Source organism: Sporosarcina sp. SAFN-015 (genome assembly GCF_051966875.1).
In the GTDB taxonomy this organism is placed as follows: Bacteria; Bacillota; Bacilli; order Bacillales_A; family Planococcaceae; genus Sporosarcina.
The window spans coordinates 1-23326 of the sequence record NZ_JBQCKP010000012.1 but is presented as its reverse complement, the minus strand read 5'-3'; the positions used below and the strand labels follow the sequence as shown (position 1 = coordinate 23326).

The 23326-nt window shown below is 42.7% G+C and carries 27 protein-coding genes and 1 riboswitch; of the genes, 3 read left to right on the top strand and 24 right to left on the bottom strand.

Going from position 1 to position 23326, the window contains the following annotated elements:
• Window positions 1-19: 19 nt before the first annotated feature.
• The 19 genes from ACTHPA_RS17025 to ACTHPA_RS16935 all read right to left on the bottom strand — a co-directional run bounded on the left by ACTHPA_RS17025 (window position 20) and on the right by ACTHPA_RS16935 (window position 17225).
• The gene (locus tag ACTHPA_RS17025; RefSeq protein ID WP_440501945.1) at window positions 20-622 is read right to left on the bottom strand and encodes a response regulator; all 603 of its coding nucleotides are present in this window, start codon (window positions 620-622) and stop codon (window positions 20-22) included.
• Window positions 619-1740 carry a sensor histidine kinase gene (locus ACTHPA_RS17020; protein WP_440501943.1) on the bottom strand — a complete coding sequence of 374 codons (1122 nt, stop codon included), beginning with the start codon at window positions 1738-1740 and terminating at the stop codon, window positions 619-621. The genes ACTHPA_RS17025 and ACTHPA_RS17020 overlap by 4 nt, the downstream gene beginning before the upstream one ends.
• 2 nt (window positions 1741-1742) lie before the next feature.
• Window positions 1743-2480, bottom strand: a complete 738-nt coding sequence (locus ACTHPA_RS17015; RefSeq protein WP_440501941.1) for an ABC transporter permease — start codon at window positions 2478-2480, stop codon at window positions 1743-1745.
• Window positions 2481-3380, bottom strand: coding sequence for an ABC transporter ATP-binding protein (locus ACTHPA_RS17010; RefSeq protein ID WP_440501939.1), 900 nt, complete (start codon window positions 3378-3380; stop codon window positions 2481-2483).
• Between the two features lie 136 nt (window positions 3381-3516).
• Window positions 3517-4053 (bottom strand): helix-turn-helix domain-containing protein, encoded by a 537-nt coding sequence (locus ACTHPA_RS17005; RefSeq protein WP_440501938.1) that lies wholly within the window; start codon window positions 4051-4053, stop codon window positions 3517-3519.
• 79 nt (window positions 4054-4132) lie between these two features.
• On the bottom strand, window positions 4133-5359 hold the full coding sequence (locus ACTHPA_RS17000) for a DUF819 family protein (protein ID WP_440501936.1): 1227 nt from the start codon (window positions 5357-5359) through the stop codon (window positions 4133-4135).
• A gap of 17 nt (window positions 5360-5376) precedes the next feature.
• Window positions 5377-6375: a dipeptidase gene (locus tag ACTHPA_RS16995; RefSeq protein WP_440501934.1), complete on the bottom strand. Its 999-nt coding sequence runs from the start codon at window positions 6373-6375 to the stop codon at window positions 5377-5379.
• 153 nt (window positions 6376-6528) lie between these two features.
• Window positions 6529-7608, bottom strand: a complete 1080-nt coding sequence (gene rsgA / locus ACTHPA_RS16990) for a ribosome small subunit-dependent GTPase A (protein WP_440502026.1) — start codon at window positions 7606-7608, stop codon at window positions 6529-6531.
• A gap of 208 nt (window positions 7609-7816) precedes the next feature.
• A complete protein-coding gene (locus ACTHPA_RS16985) occupies window positions 7817-8422 on the bottom strand; it encodes a VanZ family protein (protein ID WP_440501932.1) in 606 nt (201 codons plus the stop codon).
• 126 nt (window positions 8423-8548) lie between these two features.
• Entirely contained in the window at window positions 8549-9622 is a 1074-nt protein-coding gene (locus ACTHPA_RS16980) for a metallophosphoesterase (protein ID WP_440501930.1), read from the bottom strand.
• Between the two features lie 108 nt (window positions 9623-9730).
• On the bottom strand, window positions 9731-10486 hold the full coding sequence (locus tag ACTHPA_RS16975; RefSeq protein WP_440501929.1) for an energy-coupling factor transporter transmembrane component T family protein: 756 nt from the start codon (window positions 10484-10486) through the stop codon (window positions 9731-9733).
• The gene (locus ACTHPA_RS16970) at window positions 10467-11834 is read right to left on the bottom strand and encodes an ABC transporter ATP-binding protein (protein WP_440501927.1); all 1368 of its coding nucleotides are present in this window, start codon (window positions 11832-11834) and stop codon (window positions 10467-10469) included. The genes ACTHPA_RS16975 and ACTHPA_RS16970 overlap by 20 nt, the downstream gene beginning before the upstream one ends.
• Window positions 11827-12408, bottom strand: a complete 582-nt coding sequence (locus ACTHPA_RS16965; RefSeq protein ID WP_440501925.1) for an ECF transporter S component — start codon at window positions 12406-12408, stop codon at window positions 11827-11829. The genes ACTHPA_RS16970 and ACTHPA_RS16965 overlap by 8 nt, the downstream gene beginning before the upstream one ends.
• A 1-nt stretch (window position 12409) precedes the next feature.
• On the bottom strand, window positions 12410-12991 hold the full coding sequence (locus ACTHPA_RS16960; protein ID WP_440501923.1) for a YkoF family thiamine/hydroxymethylpyrimidine-binding protein: 582 nt from the start codon (window positions 12989-12991) through the stop codon (window positions 12410-12412).
• A gap of 78 nt (window positions 12992-13069) precedes the next feature.
• Window positions 13070-13176: riboswitch (TPP riboswitch) on the bottom strand.
• Between the two features lie 101 nt (window positions 13177-13277).
• Window positions 13278-13760 carry an NUDIX hydrolase gene (locus ACTHPA_RS16955; protein WP_440501921.1) on the bottom strand — a complete coding sequence of 161 codons (483 nt, stop codon included), beginning with the start codon at window positions 13758-13760 and terminating at the stop codon, window positions 13278-13280.
• A 125-nt stretch (window positions 13761-13885) separates the two neighbouring features.
• A complete protein-coding gene (locus ACTHPA_RS16950) occupies window positions 13886-14884 on the bottom strand; it encodes a YecA family protein (protein ID WP_440501919.1) in 999 nt (332 codons plus the stop codon).
• 181 nt (window positions 14885-15065) lie between these two features.
• Window positions 15066-15557, bottom strand: a complete 492-nt coding sequence (locus ACTHPA_RS16945; protein ID WP_440501918.1) for a hypothetical protein — start codon at window positions 15555-15557, stop codon at window positions 15066-15068.
• A gap of 99 nt (window positions 15558-15656) precedes the next feature.
• Complete coding sequence (locus tag ACTHPA_RS16940) at window positions 15657-16586, bottom strand: polysaccharide deacetylase family protein (RefSeq protein WP_440501916.1); 930 nt, start codon at window positions 16584-16586, stop codon at window positions 15657-15659.
• A gap of 72 nt (window positions 16587-16658) precedes the next feature.
• The gene (locus tag ACTHPA_RS16935) at window positions 16659-17225 is read right to left on the bottom strand and encodes an ATP-binding protein (protein ID WP_440501914.1); all 567 of its coding nucleotides are present in this window, start codon (window positions 17223-17225) and stop codon (window positions 16659-16661) included.
• A 133-nt stretch (window positions 17226-17358) separates the two neighbouring features.
• Between ACTHPA_RS16935 and ACTHPA_RS16930 the strand changes: the two genes are divergently transcribed.
• Window positions 17359-17694, top strand: a complete 336-nt coding sequence (locus tag ACTHPA_RS16930; protein ID WP_440501912.1) for a DUF3889 domain-containing protein — start codon at window positions 17359-17361, stop codon at window positions 17692-17694.
• A 3-nt stretch (window positions 17695-17697) separates the two neighbouring features.
• On the opposite strand, the gene ACTHPA_RS16925 is transcribed toward ACTHPA_RS16930, so the two are convergent.
• The 3 genes from ACTHPA_RS16925 to ACTHPA_RS16915 form a co-directional block, all read right to left on the bottom strand.
• Window positions 17698-18543: an MBL fold metallo-hydrolase gene (locus ACTHPA_RS16925; protein WP_440501911.1), complete on the bottom strand. Its 846-nt coding sequence runs from the start codon at window positions 18541-18543 to the stop codon at window positions 17698-17700.
• 31 nt (window positions 18544-18574) lie between these two features.
• A complete protein-coding gene (locus ACTHPA_RS16920) occupies window positions 18575-19630 on the bottom strand; it encodes an LLM class flavin-dependent oxidoreductase (RefSeq protein ID WP_440501909.1) in 1056 nt (351 codons plus the stop codon).
• Between the two features lie 294 nt (window positions 19631-19924).
• Window positions 19925-20587, bottom strand: a complete 663-nt coding sequence (locus ACTHPA_RS16915) for a ribonuclease H family protein (RefSeq protein WP_440501907.1) — start codon at window positions 20585-20587, stop codon at window positions 19925-19927.
• A gap of 138 nt (window positions 20588-20725) precedes the next feature.
• Here ACTHPA_RS16915 and ACTHPA_RS16910 point away from each other — a divergent pair, with 138 nt between their 5' ends.
• Window positions 20726-21352 (top strand): HAD family hydrolase, encoded by a 627-nt coding sequence (locus ACTHPA_RS16910; protein WP_440502024.1) that lies wholly within the window; start codon window positions 20726-20728, stop codon window positions 21350-21352.
• A 57-nt stretch (window positions 21353-21409) separates the two neighbouring features.
• Here ACTHPA_RS16910 and ACTHPA_RS16905 read toward each other — a convergent pair whose 3' ends face one another.
• Both ACTHPA_RS16905 and ACTHPA_RS16900 read right to left on the bottom strand, forming a co-directional pair.
• A complete protein-coding gene (locus tag ACTHPA_RS16905; protein WP_440501905.1) occupies window positions 21410-21883 on the bottom strand; it encodes a DinB family protein in 474 nt (157 codons plus the stop codon).
• Between the two features lie 176 nt (window positions 21884-22059).
• On the bottom strand, window positions 22060-22917 hold the full coding sequence (locus ACTHPA_RS16900; RefSeq protein ID WP_440502022.1) for a DMT family transporter: 858 nt from the start codon (window positions 22915-22917) through the stop codon (window positions 22060-22062).
• Between ACTHPA_RS16900 and ACTHPA_RS16895 the strand changes: the two genes are divergently transcribed.
• On the top strand, window positions 22847-23326 hold a 480-nt coding region (locus tag ACTHPA_RS16895; RefSeq protein WP_440502030.1), incomplete at its 3' end, for a hypothetical protein. The genes ACTHPA_RS16900 and ACTHPA_RS16895 overlap by 71 nt on opposite strands.

The window sequence follows — 23326 nt, the reverse complement described above, 5'->3', positions numbered from 1 at the left end:
CAGCCCGTTTTTTATTTTTTCAAATCCATCCTTTATCACGACAGATCGATATGGCTTCCACTTTGTTTTTCGCTTCCACTTTCTGCAGAATTTCAGACATATAATTGCGGACTGTCCCGGGGGATAAATAAAGTGCTGATCCAATTTCTTTAGCCGTCATTCCATCTGCCGACAGCTGCAACACTTCCCGCTCCCGCTCCGTCAACGGATTATCCTCATGATAAGAATTCATGATCAGTTCAGCTGCAAATTCCCTCTTCCCTTGCATGACGTTTCTAATAGCAGCTGCCAAATCATCGATTGAACCATCCTTTAACATATAGCCGTGAACCTTCGCTTTAATCGCCCTCTCGAAAAAGCCTGGCCTCGCAAACGTCGTCAATATGATCACTTTACATGGAGAGCCGCATTCTCTTAATTCATCAGCAACTTCGAGACCGGTTTTTAACGGCATTTCAATATCTAATATACAAACGTCAGGACGCAATTCTCGGACGAGCCGCAATGCCTGCTCCCCATTTTCAGCTTGGCCGACAACTTTCATATCTTCCTCAAAATCGAGAAGAGTCCCTAAAGCCCCTCTTAAAATCCTCTGGTCTTCAGCAATGACAATTCGGATCATAAGGCAACCGCCCCTTCCTTTGCCTTCACAACTATTGGAATTGAAAATTCTATAACCGTCCCCGTTACAGACTCCACTTTCATTTCCCCTTCTACTAATGAAAGGCGTTCGGACATCCCTTTCAACCCATTGCCCCACGGACGATTTCCTATTCCAGTTCCATTATCATGTATGCGTATTGAAAACCCATGCGAATCTTGCTGCACAGTTACCGAGCATTGCGTCGCTTTGCTATGCTTCACGATATTTGTCGAAGCTTCACGCAAGCACATCCCCGCAATATTTTGCTGGAGTGGAGAGAGCTCTGTTGTTTCTCTCCCCAGAACATCGCACTGAAATTCAATATTGCCTGCCGCTAAAATTCTTTCCATATGTGCGAGCTCCTCTTCGATTGTGCTAACCCGCATGTCGGATACAAGTTCCCGTACTTGTTGAAGTGCGGAACGAGACGTTTTCTCGATTTCTTTCGCCTCCTTCTTCACCTTTTCAGGATCACTCGCAACTCTTTGGATGACTTGACTTTGCAATGTGATAAGCGACAGCGTATGCCCTAATGTATCATGCAAGTCACGGGCTATCCTTACTCTCTCCTCTTTTTTGATGAGCGTTTTAATCTGTTCATTCGCTTCATTCAATTGGCTCTCCAATTCCATCCGTTCATTCATATGCCGAACACCATATGGGGATAGAATGATAACAACTAAAAATGGCAAAAGGGAGACAAAACTTACAAACCCAGTTTGAAACCAAATCCATCCGGAACATACTCCAATGATACTAACAAAAACTTTCAAGGCATTACGAAATCTTTTTTTATCATTTATCCAGCCAATGAAGTTTGAAGTGTAAAACCCTAAAAATATGCTATAAGGATCATATAAGACGACGAAGATGACAGTAATCGCTACTTGAACTGACAACCAAGCGTAAAATTTCTTTTGTGCAATTGGCTGATAACATTGCCGGTAAGAAATGAAAAAAAGCAGCAATAGGCCATAGCCGATTACCGCTTTCATTCCTACTTCTTTGTTCACTTGATAGAGCGGCAGTATCAAATAGACTAAAAAAATATGAGGGATGTAGCCAAATCTTTTTGGAAACAACCTAAAGTTCTTCACGTTCACACCGCTTCCTGTTTCCTTCTTATATAAATTGATAATACCATGAATATAAGCAGGTAGGACGCTAAAATTACAATACTTATAAATTCCGGAAAATGTCCTCGGATAATTCCCCAAGCGCCATTCCCATAATGGTACGCCGGCAGCCAAGAACCGATTTGCTGAATCGTCTTCGGCAAAATTTCCATCGGCATCCATAATCCTCCCGTGATCGCCAAAGCTAAATATATAATATTGCTCACTCCTGAAGCGGTATCAACCCGCTTCATCGTACCGACAAGCACGCCCAACGCTAGAAACGGGAACGATGCTATCAATATCCAAGCAGCACATGACAACCATTCCACGAAGGACATCGATACGCCGTTCACGATAATCCCAGCCATGAAAATGACGATTATCGAAAAAAGATGGACTGCCGATTGACCAATCATCTTTGATATGAAATAACTTGAACTAGGCAACGGCGTCACTTTTATCCACGTCGTCCACCCTTCATTCCTTTCCTGCACCATCCGGATGCCGAGTGTCATGATGGCGCTCCCCATGACACTGAAAACTGCAATAGACATAAGGAAATGTTTGTTCCATAATTCCTGATCATCTATACCTGTGTTAACGACTTTCGTGAAAATGAAATAGAAGACAATTGGCATGAACAAGGACCAGAAGACGAAATATGGATTGCGGAAAATCCGGATCATTTCTATTTTGCATTCATTTAATAGCATTTTCATTCACGATACCCCCTGTTCGACTGTCAATTGTTCAAACGCATCTTCCAGTCGCCCTTTATCAATGGAAATATCTGAAACTGCCAATTCTCCAGTGAAGAGCGATGATAGGACATGATCGGTGTCCTCTGTTTGAATGACGATTCTTCCCTTTTCCTCGTAAACGTCCGATATATGATTCATGGAGAGAAATTGCTCTTTCGGGAAATTTCCCTTGATCTTGAAAGAAACCGTCTTTTTCAGCAAACTTTGTTTAATCGTTGACGGACAACCGTCTGCAATCAATTTACCTTCATTGAATAAAAGGATGCGCGTCGCTACATCATCTGCCTCCTGCAAGTAATGGGTGGAAAATAATACAGTTTTCCCCGCTTTGGAAAGCTGCTGGACTTTTGCCCAAAATTCTCTTCTTGCTGTGCTGTCCATCCCGACAGTTGGTTCATCAAAAAATACAAGATCGGGGTTTCCAGCCATCGCAAGTGCGAAGCTCACGCGACGCTTTTGCCCGCCTGATAATTTTTCTGTCCGTTTGTTCAATTCACTATCTTGCAAGCCAGTCAATCGGATCAACTCTTCCATCGACAACGGGTTTGGATAATAGCTTCTAAACAATGCGAGAACCTCTTTCACCTTTAATGCATCCATCAAGCTTACTTGCTGGAGCATGACTCCTATCCGTTCACGAACTTTTTGATCTTGAGGCTGTTTATTGAAAATCGAAACTGTACCCGACGTCGGATGCAGCAAACCGAGCATCATAAGTATTGACGTACTCTTTCCAGCCCCATTAGGGCCTAGAATCGCAACGACTTCACCTGGTTCAATGGAGAACGAGACATTCTCGACCGCTTTTTTCCCTTTGAATTCCTTTGATAGATTTTTAATCTGAACAATTGTTTCCATGCGCTCACACTCCTCTTATAATTATCATAGGAGGTTTGCGCAGCTTTTTTCAGTATGCTCTGTCATATGGTGAGATGACATTTGTCATGAAAATAAAAACGGGAGGCATCCAATGATGTCCTCCCGCATTTTGCTATTAAAGCACCCTTCCAGTCATTGCCCATACGGATATGGCGGTTTCTTGTGAGTGGTTGAAAAAACGATGGGGTGTTGTACTTTTGAAGCGGATGCTGTCGCCTTCGTACAGTATATACTCTTCATCTCCGAGTACAATTGTCATTTCCCCTTTCACGACATACCCGCATTCCTCGCCTGAATGCTCGACAAGCTGCTGATCCTCTTGACCAGGCTCCAAATGGATCATTATCATTTCTATAGACCCTTCATTAATCGGAGTGAGAAGTTCGTATTTCGAATTGGACTTAGGGAAATTGACTGATTTCCGTTCGTTTTTCCGTACAAGCTGCAACGCTTGTTCATCCGCGCCTAATAATGTCGAAATAGAAACATCGAGTCCTTTACACAATTTATAAAGCGTCGTGAGCGTAGGATCCGTATTCCGCCGTTCAATTTGACTGATCATACTTACACTGACACCTGATTTGTCTGAGAGATCCTTCAATGAAAGATTTTGTTCCGTACGCAGTTTTCTAATTTTTTGACCATCAAACATAATACCCGCCTCATTTAACTTCTTTTATTCATTTTACCATATAAAAAGCCTGGCAGTCTTACAGTGCCAGGCTTCCCTTTTATAGAAGTGTTGCAAACCATAAACCTAATGTCGTACCGATATAGTTTCCGATAATGTAACCGATCGTGCCGACGACTAAAATCGGACCTATTAAGTTTTTCCATCCTTTCGCAATCGCCATTGCCGCCGCCGTTGTCGGTCCGCCAATGTTAGCGTTGCTCACAAGTAGAATGTCTTCAAGGTCATATTTCAGCAACTTCCCTGCAACGAGGGAAATGACCATGTTGACGATGACGATAATAGCAACGAAGACTAATAGAAGCGGCGCATTTTGAATGATTAACGGAATTGACGCCGGTACCCCAATAACGACGAAGAATAAGTATATGAGCAATGTACCGATCTCTTGGCTTCCATTGATTCCTTCGAAGTATTTAGGAAACAAAGCAAGTGCTAAAAATGTTATTGTCGTTAACACTAAATATTTGTCCCCGAATAAACCATTCAATAAATTCATAAAGAAGGACACATCTTCACCAGAAGGAATAATCCCGTCTAAGAATGCTGCAATTTTAAAGGCAACAATTACGAGGAAGAAGGCTGTCCCAACGGATAACGCCATATCCTTCAATGAAATATCTTTGCGTGCCCAAAAGCTTTCCGCAAGTGTTTTTCCGTCGTTTTTTCCTTTCCCTGCTTCAACTTCCAATACATGTGGATGGGAATAACGCTTCCGGAAAAACGCCAACGTAGGTATGATCATGAGGACAACAAAATACATTGCCATCATTAAATTATCTGCAACAATTGTTGCAGAGACCATTTCACCAGGCGTCTCGAACTTCCCTGCCATTGCCGCAAAGTTGACGCCGCCGCCAACATAAGAAGCACTCATCATCGCACCGATTTTATCTAAATAAGGAATATGATCTTTCAATAAGAAGAAGCTAATGATTGTCCCTGCAACCGTCCCGATGGAACTAAGCAAGAAAATGATGAGCATACGCCCACTTTCCTGCCAGATCTTTTTAAAATTCACGTGAAACAGCAATAATGGAATCGCAAGCGGTATAATAAATGCCCAAACGGCATCATAAACAGGTGATTCTGTCGGTATGACACCCGTATTCGATAAAATAATTGCACCAACAAGGGCAATGATTGCGCCTGATATTTTACTTGCCCAACTAAATCGTTGTTCTAAAAAGATACTGACTGCTGCCCAAACGACGATAATCCCCCATAGGGTGATCATATCATCTGGTTGAATAAGTGTTTTCTCCATTTTTTATTCCCCCATTTTCATCCCTTTAATTGCCTGCTTAAAAAATTGAAGGCATTTTCAAAACTGATGCCCGCCAACTCTTTCGCAGAAAAGCCCCTTTTCTCCATTTTCATTAAAAGCTCTGGTACTTGTTCGACAGTTTCAAGCCCGACTGTAGTTCCTTCAAATGACGCCCCTACTTCATGAGCATCCAAGAAATCTACAAAATCAAAGCCAAAAGCGACGTATTCCGGTCCGACCAGCTCTGCAATATATACAGCATGGTCTATGAAATGGTCGACAGTCGGATTTTTTTCGTCGATGAATTCAAAGTATGCATTCAGTCCGATAATGCCTCCCCTGTTTGCAATCGCTTTAATTTGTTCATCTGTGAGGTTCCGATTTTGCGGGCAAAGTGCCCGGACATTGCTGTGTGACGCAATGATTGGCTGATCGCTTGCATGGTAGAGATCCCAAAAGGTTTTATCGTCTGTATGGGAAGCATCCACTATCCAATTCTGTGTATTCGCCAGTCGAGTGACTTCCTTTCCATGCATTGTTAACCCTTTATGTATTCCTTCATTATAAGAACCTGTACCGCTAGCGAGGAAATTCGTTTCATTCCATGCGTAAATCGCATGCCTGAAATCTTTCTCATGCAGTTCTGGGAAAGCGCTCTCAATATTCTCGGATAGATCACCCTTGCCCCATTGCTCCATAAAGGTCATTCCTTCTAGCCCAAGGAAAACATTGATCTTTTTCGTTTCGTTCGAATCTACCATGTCTTTTGTTGATACACATAAATTCACATGCAATGATTCATGCAAGTCTTCCATCACATATCGATAGAGTTCCTCAAACCTTGCCAGAGGATTATTCCGGAATGCCGGTTCCACCCAAAAAACACATATGACGGAATCAATGTAGCCTTTTTTTAATCTCGGATAGTGGATCCGGTCAAAAACATTCGTTTCTCCAATTTTCCGCCGATATGCTATGTCGGTAAATAGATCCGAATGCAAATCGAATACTTTCATTCTCACACCTCCTTTAACTGACTTTTAATATAGTATATTTTATTTACTATATTAAAACAAGAGTGTGATTTCGGAAAGCGAAATATTGTAGGCAGTTAATGTAAAAAAGCGAAAGCAGGAATTACGCTATCCCTGCTTCCGCATCTATGACTTTTATTTTTTCTTCGAAGGATGCTTTCGCATGCCTTTCGTTATCTTCTTCCATTTATCCCGTTCAGCGGCTTGTGCCTGGCGGTCCATTTTCCGGTCTAGGAAAGCGAGCTCTTTTTGGAGTTTGACGTAATTTCCGTACCGCTCCTTCGCCAGCTCACCTGTTTCGAGCGCGTCTTGGATTGCACATCCCGGTTCGCTTTCATGTCGGCAATCACCGAATTTGCAAGCCGTTGCTAGTTCTTCGATATCTTTGAATCCGGAATCGAGGCTCTCACTTTCATTCCACAACTGAAATTCCCGCATTCCCGGCGTATCGATGAGCACTCCTCCTGTCGGAATTTTGATGAGCTCCCGATGGGTTGTCGTATGTCTTCCTTTCGCGTCATCTTCACGGATGCCTTGCACCGCCATCTTCCCTTCGCCGCAAATTGAGTTGACGAGCGAAGATTTCCCGACGCCGGAAGAACCGAGCAACGCCGCCGTCTTGCCATTTCTCAATAAATCCGTAATCCGTTCGATTCCTTCCCCGGTCGTATTGCTCACCGGAAAAACATCTGTGCCAAGTGCGATTGCTCTCGCCAATTCCAAATAATGATCCGGATCATCGCTAACATCCATTTTCGTTAGGACAACGACAGGCGTCGCCCCGGAATCATAGGCCGCAACAAGATAGCGTTCCAATCGTCTTGCGTTGAAATCATGATTCATGGACATGACGAGGAAAACGATGTCGACATTCACCGCAATGATTTGCTCGGAATTTGTTGTCCCCGCCGATTTCCTAGAAAAAAGTGACGTCCTTGGAAGGATAGAGTGGATAATTCCACGCTCTTCGCCGGGCATTTTTTCAACGACTACCCAATCGCCGACAGCAGGGTAATCCCTTCTTTCATAGGCTGCATGCTGGAATGCGCCCGAGCATACGGACAGCCATTCCCCTTCAGCTGTCATGACACGGTACATCCTTTTATGTTCAAGTGTGACACGTCCTGGAACGTAATTATCCGCTTTAAGTTCTTCTACTATCGTGTACATATTTTCTTGATGGAATTGATTCCAACCGTATTCGTTTAAGTTAATCAAATTACTTCCTCCTATTATGGGCAAATAAAAAAGCATGGTTCCGGATCGGACACCATGCTTTCACGCGCATAACAGAAGAAACATGCCTATTACGAAGGCATGGCAGGTGAAATTATGGTGCCGATCAATTTTGCAATAGCCATATCGATTTTCGCCATAAAACATCACCTGCTTTCTGAAAGTTGTTTTTATCATAACAAAATGATTATTTGCGGTCAACAATTTTTTCACGCTTAGTTAAGACTTTCCAAGTGAGATAGACCCAGTATCCAATTAATACGCCGATTGTGTTCAGGATGATATCATCAATATCCGTACTGCGACCGATGAAATATTGGGTGCCTTCGATGAAGCAAGTGACGCCAAAACCGATGAAAAAGATTGCTTTAAATGAATCCATCCTTCGCCACAACAAAGGAATGAAAAATCCAATCGGGGAAAAAACGAACATATTTCCAAGAAGATTCACAAGCGATACGCTGCTCCAACCGCTCACATATTCATTAGCTTGAAAGTAACTCATGATTGTTCGGAACGGCATCATATTGACGCTTGATAGACGATCAAAAATGTAAACATCAAAAAAGAACTTCCCCGTACTTACATCAATTCCCATAGTCCACTTCGGAATAATCGTCTGGGAGGCTAGTCCCACCAAGTAGAGGATGAATAAGGCGAGCAGCACCTCATGCAATTTGTTAACGGGCCGCTTTCTTCTTTTGACGATGATCATTCGCACGATTGCATAAATTGGTAACGCGACGATCATATATCCTAGCATCTCAATGACATACATACTAATTAACCACATAGCTTCTCCTTTTGACTCCGAATTGTTCTTAAAGAGCTTGACGTTTTCAATCTTGAGTTGTTCCCAATCATGACCTTTGTCCACAAGAAAAAGCTTCGATAGGCATCAGCCTTCGAAGCATACGTATTATACTAGGCAATCGTTTGGAATCCACCCAACTTCGCCAACGCATGACTTCACTAATGTATATCCTTCATGGCGATCATCGACGATGGAAACGCTTTGTCCTTTTTCAACAGATAAAAAAGTCGTGCTCAAGTCGTTTTTGCAATTACCTTCATGAATAAATTCATTTTTTATCCACTGCTTAATACTAAGATTCACATTTTCGCATAATGTAAAATGATCATCTTCTTGAAGTACGCGCAATTCATAGTTCGGATAGGTGACCGTTCCAACCCGCCCCAGTTCATCAATATGATTTCGTGTAATTGTTTTTTCTTCCAAACCATCCACGTATGTATAAGTAATGTTTTCTCCTTCAATAATAAGCGCATTTAACTGACCGTCTTTTTTAATTTGATTGCCGCCATCGATTGCGATTACCTTTTTCTCTAAATCAATAAGAGGACAGTTCGAGCTAACTGCATTCGCTCGGTAATTAACGACTGGCCAATGACCGACGATAACCGGCTTATCCGCCTGATGCTCTTTCTCATAAAATGCTGGCGTATACAGAGCAAATTCACGGCTCGTCTCCTTCCAATCAGGAATGTCTTCTACTCCTGCATGGATGATGATGAAATCGTCTGTTTCATAAGCAATCGGCAGTTCATCCAACCAGTCAAGCAGCTCACCGAAATGAGTTCGATAAAATTCTCCAAGTTGCTGAAGCGTTTCAAAATCATCAAGTGTCTTCCCGTGAGAAAACATCATCTCATTCAAAATAGAGTTCTTGCGCTGCTGCATATAGTTTTTGATGCCTTCGACGTGATTGAATACGTAGTCATGGACGACATCGCAATTCCCTTTTGTAATGAAAACCCGGTCCGATTCAGCGATAAGCTTCCTTGCAAATCCAACTGTCGACAAGCTGTCCTGCCCTTTTTCACAAAGGTCTCCGTTAATGAATAAGTAATCGTCCGTCGTATAATTTACTTTCGCAAGCAATTCCTGGAACAGTGAAAGATTTGCATGAACATCCGATGTAATGATGACTCTTCTCCCTTTTTCCAACTTCAATTCCCTTACATCAATCATAATGCGATTTCCCCTTTTCTGAACGATTTTCAGAATTTCTATAAGAAAAACTATACCATATGGAAATGAACGGCAAAAGGGCCCCACTCCAAGTGGGACCCTCGCACATTATTTTATATACAAAGTACTTGTACAACTTACTACGAGCAGTAACATGAAGAGACTAACCAAATAACCATCCAACTTGCTGACACGAACAATCTTATAAAAGTCTTTCCTTTTTTCTCCCGTGAACCCCCTCGCTTCCATTGCAAATGCCGCCCGTTCTGCTTTCCGGACCGCCCCTGCAAGCATCGGAAGGAGAATTTTCCTCAAATGCAATAGCCGATGAACCACATTTTTCTCTTGCATGGCGCCCCTTAGACGATGAGCTTGTTGGATTTGCACAAATTCATCCTTCAGGACAGGCAGGAACTGATACCCGACCAATATGCTGTACGCGATTTTCGGTGACAGCTTCATTTGCTGCATTAAGCTTAAAATGAATGAAACGGGATTTGTCGTCAACGCGAATAGCAATGACAATCCGGAAAATGCGAGCACACGAAAACTTAAAGACAATGCATGATTTAACTGGACTTCCGTGATGTTAATTGACCAAATCGATAGTACAACGGGTCCCGACTTGTCTTCGGCAAACACGAGCGTCGTCCAAAAGTAACCGAATGCCATAATAAAGAACGGAATCATGAACAGAATCCACAGTTTCCAATCGATTCGGCTGAACAGCAGCTGGACGATTAGCACGCCGACCCACATGAACAGCGGGGTCCACGGATTGAAAAAGAACGCCATCGTCAACATACAAATCGTAACGACGATGAACTTTGCGGCAGGGTTCATATTATGCAAAGCAGAGTTCACGATCGACCCACCCTTTCGGCTGAAGCAGACGATGCGAAGCGAGCAACTTAACATCCCGCCATACTTCATCGGCATTAAACTTCCCTGTCAATGCCCCATCCTTCATTATTAAAATCGAATCCGCCACATGAAAAGCAAACTCCATATCATGGGTGACGATCAAAAAGGTCGTCCCTTCCTTTGCACGCTCGTCGATCAACCGGAACAGTTCCACCATGGAAGCGGCATCCTGGCCTGATGTCGGTTCATCCATCATAATAATTTCTCTGCCATCGCATAGCATAGCGGCAATCGCCACTCTTCTTTTTTGTCCATGACTCACAGCAAACGGATGGGCATCCGCAACCTTCGTCAATTGCAACCGTTCAAGCAATTCATCTGCAGTAGTACCTCCTCCGAAAGCGATTTCTTCCCGTACTGTTTTCGTCACGAATAAAAATTCCGGTGATTGAGGCACATATCCGACATGGGAAGGGTGCACAGTTCCATTCGCAGGAATCAATCCGCATAATGCTTTCAATAACGTCGATTTTCCACTTCCATTCGGACCTGCGAGGACTGTCACTTCACCTTTGTTTAATGTGAAAGAAACTTCTTTTAAAAAATCAGTACTAACTCTATTTGCCTTCAATGCTTGTGACTCCTGTTTGCTGCTTGCCCTTTTCATCATTGGAATCGCACTAGCCGTTTGTTCCAACTGAATTTCTCGATCGAAAAAATCGCCCCATAAATCAAGTCGATGCTCGATCGCCAACACCGTCAAAGACCGTTTCCGCTGAAGCTCATCAAGCCAAATGATGAACTGTTTTGCGGTATACGGATCCAAATGGGAAATCGGTTCATCGAGCAGAAGAATTTCCGGCTCCATAATTAATGCGCATGCCGTCGCAATCCGCTGCTTTTCCCCGCCGGATAACTGTTGAATAACGGAATGACGGAAATTGGTCAATCCTGTCAGCTCCAAAACGTCCTGTATCCGCCTATCCATCTCTGCGCGATCTACTTTTAAGTTTTCAAGCGTGAACGCAAGCTCTTCTTCGACAGTCAGCATGCAAAACTGTGCATCAGGATCTTGAAAAACAGTCGCAATCCGGTGATTCACTTCACCAGGAGAATAAGACTTGCTTTCTTTATCAAATAACGTAACAGTGCCTTTTACGATTCCATCACAGTTTTCGGGATACAGCCGGTTGCAAAGATAGAGCATCGTCGTTTTGCCGCTTCCGCTTGGCCCTGTAATGACAACCTTTTCTCCGCTTCCAACGGAGAATGATAGATCTTCAAATATCCAATCATCGTCATCGGGATAGCGAAAACTTACGTTATCAAACTGGATTACTTCATGCACGGGCCTCACCTTTTTTCGCACGTGTAATGGCATATCCGCGGAGCGAGCCTGTTGCAAGCAATCCGTCGACGACCGCTTTGCCGCCAATTCCCGCAATCATTGCTCCGCTGAGAATCCGGATGCCAAGCATGAGTAGGACATAGCCTGTGCTGAACACAGTAAATCCACCTAAGAAATAACCATATGTGAAACTGAACACTGATGCACCGACACCTGCCAACATTAAGACCCATACATCAAACCGACGATAGCGCGTTGCAGCAAATGCCGCCTCGGCACCTAGCCCTTGAATGATACCTGCAAGAATCAATCGTGGACCAACTGCATTCCCTAACAGTACCTCGATGGCAGCTGCAATCGTTTCCGAAATGACAGCCGCCCCAGGTTTCCGAATAATATACATACAAATGATCGACACGATGAACCAAATACCGAAAATCCATTCATAGGCGATCGGCCCAATGAACCCCGCCCAAATATTCCCGACATGCAAAAACAGCAAATAAATAATCCCGAACACGACCGAAAACAAAGACATGAGGACGACCTCTTTCAGCTTCCATGATTTCAACATGTTACAGTCCTCCGTGCGACGGACTATTTATGCTCATCGAGACGGTCATAACGAGATGCTTATGTTCTTCAGAGCGCGCATTGCTGAAAGCCTCTTCGTAAAATGCAAATACATCATGAATATCCCCATGGATGCCGCTCGCATAATGCATCGATTCATTAAAGACGCCTTGCTCTTTCGCCCTGTCCACTTCGCGATAAATGATTTCCATATACGCCGGATTATTCATTGGATACAGCGCAAATTGTGAGGACACATATTGCTTTGTCCCATCCGTATTGGCCACTTCATCGGCCTTGTCCAAATACGCATCGCCAGCAGTATCACCTGGGCATCCCGCCGAAAAAGTACCGGATAACGCAATATGCTTGCCTGTTTTCGCAGCGTGCAATGCTATCGCTTTAGCAACGTTAAATACATGGACTTGCTTTCCTCGGATGACGGTCGATACATCATCCGTATGCATCCACACATTCGACGTGTCGGTCTTTTCCAGTGCTCCTTTAATTACACTTACAAAATCATCTGCCATCGGATATAACGAAAAACGAAATCCGACGATTGGACTTAAACCACATTCCATTTCCTTCGACCTCCCGAAAATTTTTCATAAAAAAAACTACATCCCGGAAGATGTAGCACTTCTCCAATATGAAACCATCGGAAAGCCACTACACTTCCCCACGCAGGTATTATCCTGATCGGGTCATAAGGGATCGGAGCTATTGCTCGCATCTCAGCCAAAATTGGGCACCCCTAGTGCAGAAAACGGTATGTAGTTATTAGTTATGTTGCCATCAGTATAGACGAAGAATTTTTTATTGTAAATGAAAACTAGCAAACTCGTACTTTTTGTCCATTCAACGGTGCTACACTTTCCTGCTCAATTTCAGTTTAAACTCCGGATGTGTAACATATTCTTGGTACTCCACGTTTCCGTCAAATTTGAAATACTCCTCAATGCGTGCCCGTATCGCCGGTTGTGTAATATAATCCAGTACTTCATCCTTAGGAACCCACTTGCAATCGGATGTTTCCTCTGACGTGCATAACTCCCCGCCGACCGGCTTGCAAGCGAAGTCGAACATCACTTTCGTCGGAACGTCAGTCACTCCGTCATACCATTTATAAATAGCCGAATTCGTATACACGCCGATCAAGTGGGACACTTCTACATCGATGCCACTCTCCTCTTTCACTTCCCGAATGACGCCATCCATTAAGTTTTCACCCACTTCGACTTGTCCGCCTGGAAATACCCATCCCCCGTGATGCGTTTTTACGATTAGTAAATTTCCACCATCATCTTCGACGAGCGCACCGCAAGCGACAATATGCGTTGGCATTGCCATTTTCCCATCCCCTTTGCTCTACTAAATCATCTCACCACTTAATACTACCAATCTTCCAGTAATAATGAAAGATTCTAAAAAGTCCACCTATTGCTATTGAAGGCAATAGGTGGACCGTATTTTTCTTAATTCATAACTTTGGAGCTATAATAAGCATCCAATTCCTTGTAATATTTGTTCATGGAAGAAGGGGAAACATCGAACCACTCAGCGATTTCTTTCAACGTCATAGATAGCGGCTCGAAAAACGACTTCTCTTGCCCGAATCGGATCGCCCCAGCTGCAATCGCTGTTTCCTTACGAGCATTCGGTTGTTGTTCCACTAAAAAGTCTTCGACGACGTCCAATAACTTTCTAGACATGCGGTCATGTTTTTCGAGAAAATCCATTGCATCGAGCAATACGCCGGCTTCGAACTCCGTGAACTCGCCGCCTTGATATCCGTTTTGACCAAGCAACTTCCAAAAATCCATCGCATTTTCTTGTAAGAAATTGCTGATATCTTGTTCCTCACTTTCCGCAAATTTCTTCGTAAATTCTTTGAATACATCCGCGTGATCTGTCGGGAAGAAGATTAAGCTCGACACGGCCAAATATTGTCCTTCCACTCCTGTACCGTCAGGCAACATGAAGCAGAATAAGTGGACGCCCACTGGCACCGGCTTCTCACTTTCCCGGCGCAACCTGATGACTTCGTCAGCAAAGATCGATTTCACTGAAATGTAATTTCCTTCAACATCAATCACTTCACCAATAATTGCTTGCGGTTGCCGCCAAGTGTCCATTACCCGCAATACGGAAGGACGCAACTGTTTTTTCTTTTGTTTGTCCAAGTATCCAGTCCAAATGTCCGGACGGTGATGGAAAAAGAATTCATCCAACACAATCGCTTCAACCATCTCTTCTTCGGGCAAATATGTATCTAATGAACGCTTCCATTCATTCGCTAATTCCAAGTACTCCGGGATATCTTTCCGCTCAGGATACACATCATAAAATGTTTGCAGTACCCCTTCCAATTCTTCCATTTGAACTGTCTCTACGGAAACAGTCTCTTTCGACTGACAACATTTTTTATATTTCTTTCCACTGCCACAAGGACAAGGATCATTACGACCAATCATTTATAACACTTCCCTTAAAAAATTTACAACTCTTCTATTTTACCATTTATATGGCGTTTTCGAAACGGTTCCAATTTCTTGTTTTGATGTAGTTATTGACCCTTTAGGCTGTTGGAGCTTAATTTTAACATAATAAAAAGAACCAATCGCCTAGCGTTTGGCTCTTTCATCATGGGTGGCTTTAACAAAGCACGATAATTTTATGTGGTGTCGTTTGGGCTGGAATGCTTCTTGTTGAAGTACTGTAGATGACGATTAGATCGCGGTTTGCAGGATTGCCATTAAAGTCTTGCCCGTTTTCCAGTACAATTTCTGTTTGCCTCGATACATTCAATTTTAAACTGCCGTCGCTGCTTATTAATTGGTTGTTGAAGAAACTCACTGTCACAAAAGTATTTGGTTGATCCCTTGCCATCACAGCTGCCCGATATTGAGGAGGGTAAATTAATGGCACCGGCGCATCTGCATCATAAAACCCCGTCACAATATCTCCGACTTTCACCTTAACATAGTCTACAAAATAAGTGGCAGGTTCAATAACAAAATTTACAATCGAACCGTCCCTGTCAGACAGCGAAAATAACTTATAGCAGCCTAATTGCGGATCGTTTGTTGCAGTTGGGAAGTCATCAATCCACATCACTCTGCCAGTAAATGATAAAAAGTTCGTCAATTGCATACCTCCATCATGATTAGAACGTTCGATACATAGTATGCAAGTTCATTCCAAAGTGATGGCTTAAAGTAAACATTTCCGTTTCTATAGGATTATTCAATCAACCCGTTTCTCACTCATCAATTCACTGACCGTCCCGAGCTGATAACCTTTCGCTTTGATATCGGCAATCATTTTTCCCAATCCTAGTGCGATTGGCTCGGTAGGATGCATGAGGATCATCGTGCCGTTTTCAACTTGCGACACGACACGCCTAACCATTTCGGATGGTGCAGGTTTTTTCCAATCAACTGTATCGACCGTCCATAACACAGTTTTCATATTTAGTTCGTACGCGACGTCGACAGTTTGCTGATTGAAGCTTCCGCTTGGCGGGGCGAACCATTTCGGCTTGAAGCCGATTGTTTCCTCGATTACTGTATTCGTTTTTGAGATTTCTTCCATCGTGTCGATTCTGGAGCGTTTTTGAAGATCAGGATGACTGTATGCATGGTTGCCGATTTCATGACCTTCATTGTAGATCATCTGTGCCAGTTCCTGATTCTTTTTCGTCCAACTGCCGTCGAAGAAAAATGTTGCCTTCACTTGGTGATCATTGAGAGTTTTAAGGATAGGAGGAATAAATTCATTTCCCCAAGCAACATTAATATTTAAAGAGACCATCGGCTTTTCCGGATTCCCTCTAAAGATCGGCTGGGGTTCCAAGTCGTCTAAATGCACAGACGGTGGCACTTCTTCGTAAACGAGCTTCGTCTCGTCAAATTTCCCTGCTGTTTTCATTTTTTCATAACTCGCTTGAACATCGACCCGCAATCCATTATACCCAGGCATCGCCTTCCACACCCTGTCCACTTTTGCATCAATTGGTTTGATTTCATGCTGCTTACTGTAAGATTTTATTTCCTCAAAAAGTGCTTCGTTCTGTACTGTGTTTTTCTTGTTGGAATCAATGACCATAGCATTAGCGGGAATAATAATACCTTCGATTGCTAGAATAAGTGTGCCAATAAGCACTAGATTTTTCATGTCCGCCAATCCTCCAATTGAGTATATTGGCTTTAAGATTCCCGTTCTTTAAAGAACTATACGGGTCAACTTCTAGTGTAAATCTTTCTCTATTAATACAATTCTATTGATAACGTTGTCCACTTCGCTGCTGTCTTTTATTACAAATAAATGATCCGCTTCACCTTCTACAGGATCTACAACATCCGCCTTTAGTGAATCTGCATTTTGCCGGTCAAGCACTTGCACAAAATTAGAGGCACTCCTAAATATATTCGTGGCGCGTTCACTGTTCGTAACGCGTGAATGAAGGACATGATCCGGCAAATCAAAGTGCACGAGAATACGGATAAACTCATTTCCCGGAAACAATTCCTTTAGTAAATATGCTCGGCCTTGGCGACTTCGATTTGAATTGCAAATAATTAGATGGCAGTCACTATGCTCTTTTGCATAATTAACAATGAGCTGTGAGATGGAGTGCTTAAGCGTATTCGGCCCTGTTTTCGGCTGCAAGTTATTGTAATATGTGTTGATGAATGCTCCGTGGTTATCTTGATCCATCACAATGGAGTTGACTAGCGTTCGCTCTAAATTCCGTGCAAAAGTGGTCTTGCCGCTATGGGTCTTGCCGACTGTAATAATGACTAACCTTTTCATAAGTGCAGCTCCTATTCATACAATCTACGAATCAGTTTACTAAAAACTCTATCTCATTCCTGCATCTTCAGAATGAAACTGAATAAATGACTCATCCTATAACAACTGAGACTGGCAAAGGAGTTGAAATCAAATGAAGTATTTTCTTATAGCACTTGTTTTTTTGATGTCGGTAAATACATCCGCGACATTTGCACCTGGCATCATTCTAGTCCAACAAGAAGTAGAAGTCCCTGCATATGCCAAATGGGGGTTGCTTGCTGTAAAAGAGTCGAAGCAAAAATATCCCAATGCAAATGTCATTGATTACTTGCATATTGGGAGCGAAACTCAAGGCAATACAACAATCGAAAAGTTCAAGCTATGGCTAAAAGACGACCAACATGAATTTGGTGTCTTTGTCACCATAACCTTCATAACAAAGACCGGCCAACTCAAAAAAATTGATTTCAAAGAGACAAATAAATAAAAATTAGTGGCCGTTGACGAAGAAGGTGATTGTTTCTAATTCTTCTTCGTTCAGGTCGCGTTGCAGATTCTCCACCATTTCTTGACGGATTGCGCCTCGATTACCTGCGTGCTTTTTTGTAAGCAATGCGCAGTTTTTCAAAAGTTGTAAAAATGATTGGAATGCCTCTTTTGTTAAAGGAGCTGGATGATGGGAGAGGAAATAAATATCCGCATCATATTTTTCCAGTTGCTCAATTAACTTCAATGTATTTTTAACGGTATAATTCCATTTTTCGGCGTACATGTTCGCATAGAGGCAATCTCCTACGAATAATGCCTTTTCCTCAGGAATGTAAATGACGCACGAATCGCTTGAGTGGTCCCCGCCAACGTGTTCAATTTCGCAAGTCACTCCACCTAAATGAACATTCATTCGATCTTCGAAAACAATCGTAGGAAGTTGGACTTGAATATCCCGCTCATCGCCAAATTCTTTCTTCATCGTATCTGCACAAAACGGAATTTCCGTTCCTGCCCGAACACGCTCATCTAAATCTTTGTCTTCCCAAGATAACGACTGCATTTCCTTTATTTTTTCGTATGTTTTTATATATGAAATGCTTGGAACGGAAATGTCACGCATGCCAAAGACATGGTCCCAGTGCCAATGGGAAAGGACGAGAAGATCGGCTTCCACCCCAATTCCCTTGAGCTGCTGAAGGAACAACTTGGCGTTGTTTGATGAGTTTCCCGCATCAATGAGAATCGTCTTTTCGTCTCCCACAACCGCGCCTAATATCGGTCGGTCCGTTTCTTGGACAGGCGGCAAATAATAGATGCGCTCTGATACTTTCGTTAACTTTTGCATTTTCCTTCTCCTTACTACTTCGATATATCACTTATTGCTGCGTTTCCTTCTCCCATCGATCAATCTCTGCTCTAACGAGTGGTGCCACTTCTGTTCCCAATAATTCAATCGCCCTCATAACTTCTTCATGCGGCATGGAGCCGACAGGTACGTGGAGCATGAACCGTTCAACTCCGACGTTTTTACGGAGAAAGATGATCTTTTTCGCAACTGTTTCAGCATCGCCGACATACAATGCACCTTCCAAGCTGCTCGCTGCCTCAAACGTCTCCCGCGTATATGGTCCCCATCCGCGTTCCTTCCCTAACACATTCATCGCCTGTGCAGTTGACGGAAAGAATTTATCTTTCGCCTCATCAGTCGTTTCCCCTACAAACCCATGGGAATGCGAAGCAATCTTCAGCTTTGAAACGTCATGCCCCGCTTGCTTTGCCGCCCGCTTATATAGGTCGACAATCGGTGCAAATTGCAACGGACTGCCTCCAATGATCGCAAGAACGAGTGGCAGCCCAAGAACACCGGCGCGCACCGCTGATTGGGGAGTACCGCCACTTGCAATCCAAATCGGCAATTTATCCTGCTCAGGTCTTGGATAAACACCTAAATTAGGAATCGACGGTCGGTGTTTTCCATTCCATGTAACCTTCTCAGACTCATTAATTTTCATTAAGAGCTCAAGCTTTTCATCGAATAACTCATTATAGTCTTGTAAGTCGTAACCGAATAAAGGAAATGATTCAATGAATGATCCCCGTCCTGCCATAATCTCCGCGCGACCGTTTGAAATGGCATCTACCGTTGCGAACTGCTGATAAAGGCGCACCGGATCATCTGAAGATAAAACGGAAACTGCGCTCGTCAGTTTAATTCGGCTTGTCCGAGCGGCTGCTGCAGCGAGCAAAACAGTAGGCGATGAACACGCATAATCTTTACGATGGTGTTCTCCTACGCCAAAAACGTCCAACCCGACTTTATCTGCTAATACGATTTCTTCTACGACTTCTCTTATTCTTTGTGCATGGCTGACGACTTGACCAGTTTCCACATCGGGCGTCGTTTCCACGAAAGTTGTTAAACCAATCTCCATTGTATTTCCTCCCATTTGAACAATCTCAATTGCTTCGAATCCATTGTATACTAACTATGATGTTACGGCTGTTAAGAAGAATCCAGCTCTTTATTTACTGATGCAAGTGATTTCAATGCATAACTTCAAATGAAATAGAATAAATTTGATTATATGCTTACAAAGGAGTGATGAAGTGGCGAAATGTAAAAAATGTGGTGCTGATAATTCTAAATGCAAAGATTGCAAAAAATGTAATTGATCATTGGGCATAGATGAATGTGAAAAGCCTTCGTTCCCTATCGGGGACTTTTTTTATTCCGGTACTTTTTCAATCGTCGCTGTAATTTCAACGCCATTCAATGCCTGGCCAGCAAGCCGATCCGCTTCGGCATTCGCTTTTCGCGACACCAGCTCATATTCAGGACGAATTCCAAGCTGTTTCATTTTCGCTTCGATTCGATCCGCCCAACTGAACAAACTCTCTTCAATAACCGGCCATTCCTCACTCAGATGATTAATGACAACACGCGAATCCCCAACAAAACGGACTGATAAATCGTGGACATTCAATAGCTCCAATTCTTGCAAGCTAAAATAAAGAGCAGCATATTCAGCTTCATTATTTGAGATGAGTTCTTCCACTGATGCGTTTCTTCTTAGGCGATATGACTTTCCATTCTGATCATAATAAATGACACAGCCAAAACCTGCCGCCTTTGTCGCCAAATCGAATCCCCCATCAAAATAAACGGTTATATTATGCGGTTCTGTTTCAATCCCTTTCAAGTAGCCCTTCATTTCCTTAATGGTCCAATAGCTGTCGAATCTATCAAGGAACTTCACGTTTTTCGCACGTCCGGTCCTATCCAAATCATCCGCAACGAGGACAGCATCTGCCGCATTCATTTCCTCGGAACGAAAGACGGTTTCTAATCCTTTCGGTGTTCTGTACGTCCATTCAATTGTGACGATCATCGTTACCCCTCCAATGTTATGCACGCTTAGTATTCATCTATTTCCCCTTACTCATCCTCTCACGCCTAACTTGACTGTATAATGAATGTTAATGATGGTATGAAAGGGTAGAACAATGTGGAATCAATAATTTTTGATATGGACGGAACGTTATTTCAGACGGATAACATTTTAGAGCTTGCTCTTGACGATGCTTTTGAAAAATTGCGCTCAATGAAGTACTGGACTGGCGAAACACCTATTGCAGCATACCGTGAAATTATGGGGGCACCTTTGCCAAAAGTATGGGAGACATTATTGCCAGAGCATTCTATGGAAGTGAGAGAACAAACAGACGCCTACTTTTTGGAGAGATTGATTGAAAACATCAAATTGGGAAAAGGAGCATTATATCCAAATGTAAAAGAAACTTTCGAGTATCTTACTTCGAATGATTATTCGATTTACATAGCGAGCAATGGGTTAACAGCATACTTACAAGCAATTGTTGACTACTATCATTTAGATCACTGGGTTACTGAGACGTTTAGTATCCAACAAATCGACTCGTTAAATAAGAGTGATTTAGTCAAAACAATAAAAGAGAATTATAACATCCAAAAAGGCGTGGTTGTAGGCGATCGGCTATCCGATATAAACGCTGCGAAAGACAATGGTTTCCTAGCAATTGGCTGTAATTTTGATTTTGCCCAAGTCGATGAACTTGTTCATGCTGATGTTGTCATTAATGAATTGCTTGAATTGAAGACCGTATTGTCAAGATGACAGTTACTATAAAAACCGATTCACTATAATTTATAGAGAATCGGTTTCGATTGTTTCTTACATGCTCATTTCCTTTGTCGGCCCCATAACTGGTGGCACCGACAAGCCTGCTTGACGTAGAAGAACCGTCATTTGACCTCGATGGTGCGTTTGGTGATCAATCAATCCACGCAATAGCTTTCCACGTTGTGTTTGCCCTGTAAAACTCGTTACATCACCAAGCAAATCTTCGTCGGAAAGCTTCATTGCTTGTTCCTTAATAGCTTTTGCAATTGCCTCATACGCATCAGAAATTTCTTTTGCGCTAGTTGGCTGCGGATCATTCGGACCAGGTCCTTGTACGTTAAATCCTGCAAAGTGGCCAAATGCACCTGCAGCTCCTACTAAATGCCATGCTAACCAGCCAAGCGTGCTATGACCTGCTTCGATGGATTGATTGAGCTTCTCATCTGTAATTGCTTTAATCACATTGGCAGTTCCTTCAGATGCATTCACCCATTCTTCTATGAAATCCTCAACTTTACGGTACATAATTGATTCACCTCTAGGAATTATTATTAGTGCCTATACAACTGTAATGATAGCAAAACCGGTCCACGAGCCGCAAACTATCCAGACTATACGTGCAAATAGGATTTTCCCTATAGAACCAATTAATAGTTCCAAGCACAGGCACCAAAAAAGGCATGGAGTCAATGCCTATGCCTTTACCTTTTGACGCTGCCTGATACGAGAATGGATCCTAAAATTACGATGATAGCTCCTACGATAAATTGTAAATTAACCGGGGTACCGATAAACACGATTTCAGTTGCGATTGCCCAAAATACATACGTATTGTTTAATGATTGTCCCCTTGCAGCTCCGATTTTGTCGATCGCCGAATAATATAAAGAATAATTAGCAGTTCCTAATAGACCTGCGATAACGATGACCCATACAACGCTGGACGTCGCCGCCTCAAATACTAAAGGATAGCCATGCAGCAACGGGACGAGTATAATTCCATAACTGAGAGCTGAAGTAATTTGTCTAATATTAATTGCGTATAGAGGGATGACCTCTTTGCCTCTCATTCCCCATGCACCAATGACACCTTCAAGGCCCCAAAAGATGGCGGCACCTAAAGAGAACAAAATCCCTATGAAGAAATTGCTTTCAGCATCAAACCTTGTCGGTACATATGCCAGTACAATCACCCCGATAATACTCAACACTACGCCCGACCAAGTCTTTTTGTTCATTTTTTCTTTCAAAAAGAAATATGCGAGCACGGCCCCTATGCCAGGAAATATAGACGCAATACTTGCCGCGTATGTCACCCCGGCATTTTGAATCCCAAGAAAGTAAAAACTCATCGCTAGAGGTCCTCCCGACAGTGCGCCTAAAGCTAAAATAGCGCCGCTCTTCGTTGGAAAAACCTTTAAGACATTTATAAATTCACCCTTAATTATCATAAATAACGAAATCCAAATCGAGGAGAAAAAGTCATGCATGAATGCTGCTATAATTGGAGCAAGAGTTATAGCTTCTTTAAATGGCGTGCTCGCTATAATTATGCCAATGATTACTGTATCGACACCCCATGCAATAGCGGAAGTCGCCCCTAAGCCTATCCCCATTCTGACTTCTTTAGCACTCTTTTTAGTCATCGACTTTACCTCTTCTCAAGAAATCTATAAATCAACCCACTCTTTAATTTGTCTTTCAAAGTGGATTTTATACTCCCTTTACTTCAGATCTATTTCAAGTGCATATGCAGCAATCTATTTTGACTATGCACTACAATTGAATAAAAAAAATAAGAAAACGATTCGATTCAATAATCAAAAGGTTTTCTTACTTTTTTTATGCGGATTATTGAATTGTCATAAATGTTTCTTACACAGACACTGCCCATTAGCGTTGCACGGATACCGTAAAAAGTTATTACTTTCATTTTTTACCAGTCGACTTGCTGTAAATAAATTCAAA